The organism is Microcoleus sp. Pol11C3 (assembly GCF_036701485.1).
Classification (GTDB): Bacteria; Cyanobacteriota; Cyanobacteriia; order Cyanobacteriales; family Microcoleaceae; genus Microcoleus.
On the sequence record NZ_JAUBQW010000175.1, the window covers coordinates 1 to 10,855 of the forward strand.

Here is a 10,855-nt window from a genome sequence, read left to right on the forward strand (position 1 = left end):
AGAACCTTTTTTCTTTGAGCTACCTCCGAAAATCCCCTTGACAACTGGCTTTGAGCCTTAACTTGTCACCAATGATCAGGGATTGAAACCAGGGCGATCGCCTTTTTGGCAGCAGCAGCATTTATTGCCGCAATAAACCTAAACCCCTATCAGGGATTGAAACAAGGTATCAAGCTCTTCCTTGCCCACCTTTTTGCCGCAATAAACCTAAACCCCTATCAGGGATTGAAACCATTTGCGATCGCCCTTCAGCGCATTGATTTAGATTGCCGCAATAAACCTAAACCCCTATCAGGGATTGAAACAATGGGAAAAATGCGAGATTTGCTAGTTTTTGTGCCGCAATAAACCTAAACCCCTATCAGGGATTGAAACGAATATCTCAGTCAGCTTGCCGCCGAACATCGGAGCCGCAATAAACCTAAACCCCTATCAGGGATTGAAACTCGCTTGATTCTTGGAGTTGCCACCACTGCATTAGCCGCAATAAACCTAAACCCCTATCAGGGATTGAAACTGCTTTTAATACTCGGCTTGATTGGCGGTTGGTTAGGCCGCAATAAACCTAAACCCCTATCAGGGATTGAAACTCAGTAAAGCTGCGCTTAGGAACTCTGCAGAAAGGTGGGCCGCAATAAACCTAAACCCCTATCAGGGATTGAAACTCAACGCTCTCATCAGTTGGCGATTTTTTTGAAGCCGCAATAAACCTAAACCCCTATCAGGGATTGAAACTATACAACAGAAAAATATGGGCAATACAGGATTTGAACCTGTGACCCCTTCCGTGTGAAGGAAGTGCGCTACCACTGTGCTAATTGCCCGCAGATAACCATCATAACATACTAACTCCCAATTTGCAACTAAAATTGCCAAAAAAAATCAGCCGCTAGTTTCGGAGTTAAAAATCGACATAACGTGCGATCGCACATTGTGTCGATCGCACTCAAATAAGCATCAATCAACCACCCACCAACCCGCCGCGGGGCCAACAAACCGCACCACAATCCACCAACCCACCAAAAGGCTAATCCCCGCCCAGCTTCCGCGACTTGTCCACCTCACAAAATCTTCGCTTTGGGTTTTCGTGATTGGCAGCCAGGAAACGATGCGCTCTTCTTTACCGAATTCGTCGCCGATCGACTCTTTGCGACGCTTAGCTTCACCCATAATCTTTGTCTACTAAATTAGATTTCAACTAGATACCTAACCAAATTATACGCCAACAGGTCATCTCAAGCCTGCGTCAGCCAAGTCGTATCCAAATAATCAATCCTCGCAAAAGGACTCAAAGCCGCTAAAACCTGCTGTCCATAACTGCGGTGAATCACCCTGCTGTCAAAAATCGCCACCACCCCTTGACGTTCTCGCACCGGCGCGATCGCCCGTTGCAACTCATTCAGCGCCGCCGGCAGCAAATACAACCGAAACCAATCCTTGCGCTGCTCCTTATAATAAGCCACACGCGCCGTCACCAAAGGATTTTCTAAAGAAGGTAGCGGCAAAGTTGCGATCGCCAGCAAATGAGGCGCCCTCAATTCCCCCTGATGTTCCCGCCAAAACTCCCACCCACTCACCAAAATCGCATTCTCGCCCACATCTGTTTTTTCAACCTGCACCCGAGAACCGAACTCAGAAGCCAAAATTGCCGCCAGCCGAGCCTTCAGCGGTACATCACCAACAATCAGCACCTTTAAACCCGCCACCGACGCGCTCATCAACAGCAAAGTCCGAATTTCTTCAATTAAAACACCCTGAAATTCCGGCGTATTTGGCAGCGGCAGCCAGTTGGGAATGTACAGTTGAATTAATTCGCTTTGTCGATCGGGCGAAAACTTAACGCTCGTCAATTCTGGCAGTCCCAGCATTTGCCGGAAGATCGGAGCCTTCGGTTCCACATCCACCGCCCCCCCAATCAACACCACAGGCTGACAATCCCAAATTTTGCTCAAAACCTCAGCCACCTGAACCGGCGCGCAGAACAGAGAAAATGAGCCAGCCTCCCGATTAATTTCCGCCCACCGCAGTTTTCCGTTTGTTTCCCACCGCTGCCAAAAATTGCTCCAAGCAGCCGGAATCAGCGAATTCGGCTCGATCCTTTCAAACAGCCCCTCCCATATCTTTTGCTCTGCCGTTTCCAGCAAATAGCACTCGTCAGGTTTCGCCGGATGCCGAAAGAAAGCCCGCGTTAGCATTACCCGCCCTTGGAGGATTGCATCGGCTTCCAAAGGCTGAGATTGCATTAAATCATTCCAATCAGCCGGTTGCAAATACGCCGTCAATTGCTGGCGCGTCCAAACTTCCAAGTCATCCACACCGTCGATAATTGTCGGAATATTGCTGTGAAGAGGCGAATTCGCCGCCAAGCGAGCCGCCAGCCAAGACTCGGGATCTGCTAGCATCAATCCTCGTCCATTGGCATTATCCGAATAAGTCTCGATCAACTTATCAGTTTGCAGCCACTCTTGCAAACGTGGAATTTCCACAGCTCTCAAATGCTCGATCACCCGTGTCGGCGCCACCAAAATCACAGGCTCCGGCCACATCAAAATCGGCATCAAATAACTGACTCGATACCGCTGTCGGTAAGCTCCAGTGGGAAGCCCCGTTTGGATCAGAGCGCTGCGCCCCAAGCGCAAAGCCCGCGCCACAAGCCGCGCCATCGTTAAATGGTGGGGCCAGTGCGGCTCGGAGTTCGATCGCAGGAAGCGGAGCAATGAGTTGTGGACTTCTACCTCAATCAATCGGTTTTAAAATTGACATTTCTCACTCAACATAATCAAAACTGGCCAGAAAATCAACTACTTTTTGACCGAGAGGCAAACTGAATTTACTGTGCTGATGATTTGTACCTCCCTTTCCAAAATTTTCGTGAGAATTCACCATCAAACTCTCCTGTCCCGAACTAATTAAAATAGTTTGGGTAGGTGACTCAAAAAACTTTGTTTGCTGACAAACTCCTGATATATTAGAGATTAAATTTATCAAATCATTTAATTTATTGGTAGCTGTACTCAATGCTTTACGCAACTGCACTATTCGTTTCTCCTCCAAATTTTGACTTTCGATATTTTGGCCGATAACCATAATATTTCTCTGAGTTTGTACAGCATCCTTAAAAGGGATAATCGCTAAAAAAGCTGCTGGCAATAAATGCTCATCGCTCTCAAATCTAAAAGTTAGAGTTGTGCGGCGGTAGCCGACTTCAATATTAGGAGGAAAATTCATTGCCCGGTAATGTCGAGCAATTTCACTGTAAACTGTTGCTAAAGTGCTGTTTGCTGAGTAGTCTAAAAGTGCGTCAACCACAATTTGCACTAACCCAGGCGTGTGATTTAAAAATTTTCTCGATTCTGACGGCGAATTAAATTTTTGAATCTGAGTGCGATCGCCTGCGGGGCTGAGGTCAACCCACTGGCAAGTAATATCATCTGCGATGATGCCACATCGAGGAACCAAATACAGTTTGGCTCCTGTTAAAGTTGCTCCCCTCAAATCAGCGCCCACCCAATCTGCATTAATCAAATTTGTTTCTGTCAAATCAGCGTGAACGAAATTAGCACTTCCTAAATTAGTATTTCTTAAATCTGCTCCGTTAAGGTTAGCTCCGCTCAATTTAGCACAGCTCAGATCGGCGCCGTTGAGGTTAGCTCCCGTCAAATCAGCCCATTTGAGGTTAGCGCCACTCAAATTCGCACTGCTGAGATTCACCTGTTGCAAAGAAGCTTGTCTCATATCAGCATTGCTCAAATTGACGCCGCTAAGTTCTGCTTTCGTCAAATCTGCACCGTGTAAATTAGCTTCTTGAAAGTTAGCTGAAGCAGCCGAAGCACCTCTAAGATTTGCACCGGAAAGATTAGCACCGCACAGGTTAGCTTCCGTCAGTTTTACCTCTCTTAAATCTGCTTCAGTCAGGTTTGCACCGCTGAAGTTAGTTTTGCTGAGTTCGCAGCGGACTAATTCGCTTCTAATTAGGGATGCTCGGATTAATTGAGCTGCACTTAAATCGGCTCTCACTAAGTTTGCTACATTGAGAGTAGCCCCGTTTAAAATTGCCCGCGAGAGGTTGGTACTGCTGAGTCTAGCCACATTCAGGTTAGCTTCGCTCAAGTTAGCTTCGCTCAAGTTAGCGCCGCTGAGGTTGGTGACAAATAAGCTAGCCCCCCTTAAAATTGATTGGCTGAGGTTGATGCGGCTGAGATTAGCTTCATTCAGGTTGATTCCTGTGAAATCTCTGTCGCCTTCTGTGTATCTTTTTACGAGTGCAAATCGTTTTAGAAGTTCATCAGCTTCCATTTTTTTACCTGACTGAAAGGGGAATCCGTTAACTTTTATATCCCATCAATATAAATTATCTCAAATTAATTTATAGTATTTACTCACCGAGCTGATAAAAGCTTTTGACAAACTCAACGACTGTATTTAGCGGCGGGGTTGTGAATCTTTGGGCTTTAATTGCAGGACTGATAGAGGTTTTGTTGACTCCCGGCAAATTTGTCAAGTTTCTGCCAAAGTCTGGGTGATAGTGAATCATCAAACTTTCGGCGCTGGAGTTAGACAGTATAGTTTGGGTAGGCGATTGGAAAAAACTTGACACTGGTTCGCGATCGATGCGAATCGGCTGAATTTTCATTTCCCCTATTTTTCTCATGGTTTTGGTCAGGGCTACGTTTAATTGCACTACCATATTTGAGACTCTGACGCCCAGGTTATTACCACTTTGGGGTTGAATCATCTTGATCAGAGTCATCAAATTTTTTTGAGTAAATGCCGCGTCGCTAAAGGGAGTAATGGCAACGAAAGCGGTAGGAAATAGTTGCTCGTCCTGTTCTATTCTAAATGAGATGATTGTGCGTCTGGAATTAACTTCGATACTGGGAGGATGGTTCAAAGCAGGGTATTGACGGGCAATTTGGCGGTAGGTAGCCGCGAGTATAAAGTTAGCGTCGGGGTCTAGGGGTCGATCGACAATAATTTGAACTGTCGGCGGTGTAGCATTGAAAAACCTTTGAGATTCTTCTGGAGTAAAGCGCTGAATGTGGCTGCGATCGCCGTTAGGACTGAGGTCAACCCAATCGCAGGTTATGTCATCTGCTTTGACATCAAACCTAGAAACCGCGTAAATTTTTGCCCCCGTCAGGGCTGCCCCCGTCAAATCTGCGCCCACCCAATCAGCGTGAATCAAATTCGCTTGGGTCAAATCCGCGTGTACCAAAGTAGCATTCAATAGATTGACATTGCTCAAATTTGCCCCGTACAAGTTGGCCCCGCTCAATCTCGCTTCATCGAGGTCAGCGCCGGTCAGGTTCGCTCCGCTGAGGTCAGCCCACCGGAGATTAGCGCCTCGCAAGTCAGCCCCGCTGAGGTTTGCCTGAGACAGATTAGCTTGTCTGAGTTCGGCATTGCAGAGGTTTACTCCTCGCAAGTCTGCCCTACTGAGGTCGGCCCTGTGCAAGTTGGCCCGTTCCAAGTTTGCCGCTGTTAGAAAAGCGCCTCTCAGGTGAGCACCGCTGAGGTCGGCTTGCTCTAGATTGGCTTCTCTGAGGGTTGCTTCTCTCAAATCTGCTTCGCTGAGGTTTGCACCGCTTAAGTTGGCACTGCTGAGGTCGGCTCTTATAAGTTCGGCTCTGATCATTGTAGCTTCGACGAGTTGGGCTTCGCGGAGGTCGGCTCGAATCAAGTTAGCAACGTTGAGGATAGCGCCGCTGAGGTTGGCTTTGTTGAGATTGGCACCGCTGAGTCTGGCAACATTGAGTTTGGCTTTTCTCATGTTGGCGTTTGAGAGGTTGGTGCCGCTCATGTTGGTGAGGCTCAAGATTGCCTCACTGAAATTAGCCCCGCTTAGATCGATCCTGCTGAGATTTGCCTCGCAAAGGAGGATAGCAGTAAAGTCTCTTTCTCCTGCTGCATATTTGGTGATGAGTTCTTTGGCATCCATGCTTTTCAATTTCCCTGATGTGTTAGCTAGAACAAAGCTTTGTTGTGCCAACCTTTAAACTAGAATAAGCATTTTTTGTAACTTGATGCAATATGCCTAGACATCTATATTGTGGAAGCCTTTTATAAAATCCAAAATGCTAGTGATATTAGCTTGAGCCAATTTTGTGCTTTCGGCTAACTTACCCGATGGTGAGTTACTTGGCTCGTATTTTTTTATCAGGCGCTTACCGAAGGCTGGGTGGTGATATACGCTGAGTCTTTGATCGCGGGAATTAATTAATATCATCTGTGTTGGAATTTGAAAGAAATTGATACTTTCGCCGATTTTAGGAAAAGAACTGGAAATTTTGATTTGGTCTACTTTGCTAATAGCTTGGTTGAGAGCTTTGCTGCATAATTGAACGTGTTTCGATTCTTTGACGTTAAGTTTGCCTGCATCGTTAGATTGAATCATTTTCATCAACGCGATCAGGTTCTTTTGAGTTGTGGCAGCGTCGTTAAAAGGAATGATGGCAACGTAAGCGGTGGCAAATAATTTATCGTCGCTGTCCATTTTAAAGGCGAGTACGGTGCGCCTGGAGCTGACTTCGATCGTGGGCGGCTGACTTAAACTCGGGTATTGTTGGGCAATTTGATAATAAGTTGCGGCTAGGGCAAAATGAGCGCCTTGATCTAGGGGCGAGTCAATCACAATCCGAACTGTGGGCAAAGTTTCATGAAAAAATTCCTGGGTTCCTCCCGAGTTCAACCAGCAAATTTGGCTGTGGTCGCCGTTGGGGCTGAGATCAACCCACTTGCAGGTCATGCCTTCGGTTTTGATGCCGAGCCGCGAAACGGCGTGGAGTTTGGCTCCGGTTAAGGTGGCTCCGGTTAAGTCGGCTCCAATCCAGTCGGCGCGGATCAGATACGCATTTGACAGGTCGGCGTGAACTAAACTGGCATTCAGCAAGTTGGCGTGGCAGAGGTCGGCTCGGCTGAGGTCGGCACCGCTCAATTTGGCTTCGCTCAGGTCGGCCCAGCGGAGATTGCAGCCGCTGAGGATGGCCCAGCGCAAATTGACGCCACTGAGGTCGGCGCCGCTGAGTACGGCTTGAGTGAGGTTGGCTTGTCTCAGTTCTGTGCCTCGCAAGTCGGCGCCGCTGAGGTCGGCTCGGCTAAGGTCGGCTCCTTGCAGGTTGGCTTGTTCGAGGTTGGCTTCTGTCAAGCACGCGCCGCTGAGGTGAGCGCCTCGAAGGTTGGCTTGAGCGAGGTTTGCTCCTCGAAGGGTGGCTTCGGTGAGGGTTGCGCCGCTGAGGTTTGCGCCGCTGAGGTTTGCGCCGCTGAGTTCGGCTCGAATCAGCTCGGCTCTGATCAGTTTCGCTCCTATGAGTATGGCTTTTTTGAGGTCAACTCGCACTAGGTAAGCGACGTTGAGGTCGGCGTCGGTGAGGTCGGCGCCGCCTAGATGGGCGCCGCTGAGTCTGGCGATGTTGAGTTTGGCACCTGTGAGGTTGGTTTTGCTGAGGTTGGCTCCGCTCAGGTTTGCTACACTCAGATTCGCACCCTTGAGGTTGGCTCCGCTCAAGTTGACGCCGCTGAGGTTGGCCTCAGTCAGGTTGATTCCGGCAAAGTTTCTTTCTCCGGCGGCATATTTTTTCAGGAGTTCCTCGACTGTCATGGGGGCGGCACCGTATCAAATATCCCCATTTTATTGCTATGAATATCGGTATTGTAGGACTGGGTTTAATTGGTGGCTCGATCGGGCTGGATTTGCGATCGCGCGGGTTTAATGTTTTTGGGGTTTCGAGTCGGCAGCAGACTTGCGATCGGGCGCAAGCTCGCGGTGTTGTCAATGAAGCCAGCATACACCTGTCTCTAATGGCAGCAGCGGATGTGGTTTTTATTTGCACGCCGCTGGGGTCGATCGAGCTGATCGTCCGAGAGTTGGTGCCCTATCTTTCCCCTGATACTATTGTAACCGATGTCGGTTCCGTAAAAACACTCATAGTGCAGGCTGTGTCTCCTCTGTGGCCGAACTTTGTGGGGGGACACCCGATGGCGGGGACTGCTGAAAGCGGAATCGAGGCGGCGGTGCCGGATTTGTTTGTCGGGCGGCCTTACGTGGTGACGCCGACTCCCCAGACGCCGGCGCTTGCGGTGGATAAGGTTGAGGAAATTGCGCGGTTACTGGGTGCTAAAGTTTACCGATGTGAACCGATCGAGCACGATCGAGCTGTCGCTTGGATTTCTCATTTGCCGCTCATGGCGAGCGCGACGCTGGTTGCTGCGTGCGATCGAGAGGGCGATCGGGATATTGTTAATTTAGCCCAACATTTGGCGAGTTCGGGTTTTCGGGATACGAGCCGCGTTGGCGGCGGCAATCCCGAGCTGGGAGTGATGGTGGCAAAGTACAATCGAGAGGAATTGTTGCGATCGCTCTCTATTTACCGCGACAGTCTCGACGAGTTCATCAGCGATATCGAAGCCGAAAATTGGCAAGCTCTGGAACACAAACTGAAGCTGACTCAACAAGCGAGACAGAATTACAAATTGTGATCCAAAAATTGCTTCAAACTGTCCCCGTCTCGATTATGATTTGTGGACGCCTATATATTGAGTTTCAATGTACACTTATTCTCGACTCAAGCGGGTTTTACTCGGTGAATCTCTCCCCACCAGCGCATCTGTTCACGAACGGCTGAGCAACGCTACAGGACTAGCTGTTCTTGCTTCCGATGCACTTTCGTCTGTTGCCTACGCTACTCAAGAAACTCTGCTGGTGCTATTACTAGCGGGGAGCAGCAGTTTGAGTTTATCGCTGCCTATTTCTGGAATTATTATTTTACTGTTGGCGATCGTGGCGCTGTCTTACCGACAGACAATTAAAGCTTACCCCAAGGGCGGCGGCGCTTACATTGTGGCGCGAGAAAACTTGGGTACTTATCCGGGTTTGATCGCTGCAGCTTCGCTGATGATTGACTACATCCTCACCGTAACTGTGAGTATTTCGGCTGGGGTGGCTGCCTTGACTTCAGCAGTTCCCTGGCTGCACCCCTATACGGTTGAAATGTGCTTAGTTTTTATTGTCCTCATCATGTTTGCCAATCTCAGGGGGTTGCGGGAATCTGGCAAGATATTTATGGTTCCCACCTATGCGTTTATCGTTGGCATTTTTATCTTGATTGGCTGTGGTTTGTACCAACATGCAACAGGTCACGTTTTGCCGACATTAGAAAATATTCCCGCTAAGGAACCTTTGGGATTATTTCTGGTCGCGCGTGCCTTTGCGGCGGGGTGTACTGCCCTGACTGGAGTTGAAGCCATATCAGACGGGGTGTTGGCTTTTAAGCCTCCTGAATGGAAGAATGCGCGCCTGACTTTAACTTATTTGGGGGTAATTCTGGGAGCGATGTTTTTGGGGATTAGTTACTTGGCTCATATTTATCAGGTGATTCCTACAGAACATGAAACCCTCCTTTCTGTGTTGGGAAAACAGATTTTTGGTGTCGGTATATTTTATTACTATTTGCAGGCAGCAACTCTGTTGATTTTGCTGTTGGCTGCGAATACGAGTTATGCGGATTTTCCGCGACTTTGTTATTTTTTGGCACGGGACGGGTTCTTGCCGAGGCAATTGTCGCTATTGGGCGATCGCCTGGTTTATTCTAATGGCATTAATCTGCTCAGCTTCTGCGCGGCTCTTTTAATTATCATCTTTCGAGGCAATACGAGCGCGGTGCTTCCCCTGTATGCGGTTGGAGTTTTCACTTCTTTTACTCTCTCGCAATCGGGAATGGTAATTCACTGGTTTAAGGAACGAGGTAAAGGTTGGCAAGTTGGTGCTGTGATGAACGGTATTGGTGCCGTGGCAACAACGGGAGTTTTGGCTGTAATTCTCGCTACAAAATTCCTTTTGGGAGCTTGGGTTGTCGTAGTCACTATCCCGATCGTAGTCAGTCTATTTTTAGCTATTCACCGACACTATCGGTATGTCGCGGCTCGCTTGAGCATTCAGGGCCTAGAACCGAGGTCTTATCTTCGCACACCTAGAGTTAAGACGGTGACACATCCGGCAGTGGTGTTAGTCGGGCAGTTGCACCGGGGCACTTTCGAGGCTCTGGATTACGCTCGTTTAATTGCTGATGAAGTTGTGGCAGTTCACGTAGATATTGGTTTGACCGATCGAGAAAAATTACAAGCGGCTTGGCAAGATTTACAGTCAGACATTCCTTTGGAAATTCTGGAATCGCCTTACCGTTCTGTTGGTGAGGCTTTGACACACTTTTTGACTTTGTTTGAAGAGCAGCGACCGGGAGTATATTTAACGCTGATCATTCCGGCTTTTGTGACGCGAAATTGGTGGGAGGGACTGCTACACAATCAAACTGCTTTTTTCTTGAAAGCGGCTTTGCGGGCTAAAAGAAGTCGGGTGGTAACGACGGTTAGGTATTTTCTTTAAGCGGATTTTAATTGAAAGTTGGCAATTTTTCGACTGTCAAACAAACTTATTTAGGACTTGCACAGCAACCCGGTTTCTTTCTGGAGGCTTTGTTGCTCAACCTAAGATTTATCGGATAAACCGGGTTTATTTGATCGCACAATCCTCCGTGTAGCGCGAGGGATATCGGTTAAAAAACCCCGTTTATAAGAGCAGGAGTGCGTCCAGGACTGTTGCTGTTACAAATATAATCACACACAAAGTAAAGTGGTCAGTATTTTTACTGTAATGATGTTATTTAACATTGATAACCCTCTAAAATTTTAGTAAGTTGTAAGGGACAAGCAAAAGCTATAGCCTTTCTCAGAAAGATGAGGTATCATGTTAATGACACTCACTCATGAGAGTCAAACAGAGAAGATATAGCAATCCTAAATGATTATCAAGACTATGATACAATTATATGCAATACTCGATCGTGAATAAAAAGATGAATAA

General features: G+C 47.9%; 7 protein-coding genes, 1 tRNA gene and 1 CRISPR repeat array. Of the genes, 2 read left to right on the forward strand and 6 right to left on the reverse strand.

The features are described from left to right. The first annotated feature begins 126 nt into the window (after window positions 1-126). Window positions 127-736: direct repeats of the CRISPR family, unit length 38 nt; unit sequence GCCGCAATAAACCTAAACCCCTATCAGGGATTGAAACT. Between the two features lie 16 nt (window positions 737-752). The 6 genes from QUA40_RS25525 to QUA40_RS25550 all read right to left on the reverse strand — a co-directional run bounded on the left by QUA40_RS25525 (window position 753) and on the right by QUA40_RS25550 (window position 7,597). Beyond that, window positions 753-824 (reverse strand) — tRNA-Val (locus QUA40_RS25525). A 133-nt stretch (window positions 825-957) separates the two neighbouring features. Further along, window positions 958-1,170: a DUF2839 domain-containing protein gene (locus QUA40_RS25530; protein ID WP_333131067.1), complete on the reverse strand. Its 213-nt coding sequence runs from the start codon at window positions 1,168-1,170 to the stop codon at window positions 958-960. A gap of 65 nt (window positions 1,171-1,235) precedes the next feature. Then, the gene (locus QUA40_RS25535; protein ID WP_333131069.1) at window positions 1,236-2,744 is read right to left on the reverse strand and encodes a helicase C-terminal domain-containing protein; all 1,509 of its coding nucleotides are present in this window, start codon (window positions 2,742-2,744) and stop codon (window positions 1,236-1,238) included. 22 nt (window positions 2,745-2,766) lie between these two features. Continuing rightward, the gene (locus QUA40_RS25540; RefSeq protein WP_333131071.1) at window positions 2,767-4,296 is read right to left on the reverse strand and encodes a pentapeptide repeat-containing protein; all 1,530 of its coding nucleotides are present in this window, start codon (window positions 4,294-4,296) and stop codon (window positions 2,767-2,769) included. A gap of 79 nt (window positions 4,297-4,375) precedes the next feature. Next, window positions 4,376-5,938, reverse strand: a complete 1,563-nt coding sequence (locus tag QUA40_RS25545) for a pentapeptide repeat-containing protein (protein ID WP_333131073.1) — start codon at window positions 5,936-5,938, stop codon at window positions 4,376-4,378. Between the two features lie 96 nt (window positions 5,939-6,034). Beyond that, window positions 6,035-7,597: a pentapeptide repeat-containing protein gene (locus tag QUA40_RS25550; protein WP_333131075.1), complete on the reverse strand. Its 1,563-nt coding sequence runs from the start codon at window positions 7,595-7,597 to the stop codon at window positions 6,035-6,037. 38 nt (window positions 7,598-7,635) lie between these two features. Here QUA40_RS25550 and QUA40_RS25555 point away from each other — a divergent pair, with 38 nt between their 5' ends. Both QUA40_RS25555 and QUA40_RS25560 read left to right on the forward strand, forming a co-directional pair. Next, a complete protein-coding gene (locus QUA40_RS25555; RefSeq protein WP_333131077.1) occupies window positions 7,636-8,475 on the forward strand; it encodes a prephenate/arogenate dehydrogenase in 840 nt (279 codons plus the stop codon). Window positions 8,476-8,542: 67 nt separating this feature from the next. Further along, window positions 8,543-10,378, forward strand: coding sequence for an APC family permease (locus tag QUA40_RS25560; RefSeq protein ID WP_333131078.1), 1,836 nt, complete (start codon window positions 8,543-8,545; stop codon window positions 10,376-10,378). Window positions 10,379-10,855: the final 477 nt, after the last annotated feature.

Coding starts and splice junctions, on each gene's coding strand:
- QUA40_RS25530 (WP_333131067.1), bottom strand. CDS start 1,170: ATGGGTGAAGCTAAGCGTCGCAAAGAGTCGATCGGCGACGAATTCGGT.
- QUA40_RS25550 (WP_333131075.1), bottom strand. CDS start 7,597: ATGACAGTCGAGGAACTCCTGAAAAAATATGCCGCCGGAGAAAGAAAC.
- QUA40_RS25540 (WP_333131071.1), bottom strand. CDS start 4,296: ATGGAAGCTGATGAACTTCTAAAACGATTTGCACTCGTAAAAAGATAC.
- QUA40_RS25555 (WP_333131077.1), top strand. CDS start 7,636: ATGAATATCGGTATTGTAGGACTGGGTTTAATTGGTGGCTCGATCGGG.
- QUA40_RS25560 (WP_333131078.1), top strand. CDS start 8,543: ATGTACACTTATTCTCGACTCAAGCGGGTTTTACTCGGTGAATCTCTC.
- QUA40_RS25545 (WP_333131073.1), bottom strand. CDS start 5,938: ATGGATGCCAAAGAACTCATCACCAAATATGCAGCAGGAGAAAGAGAC.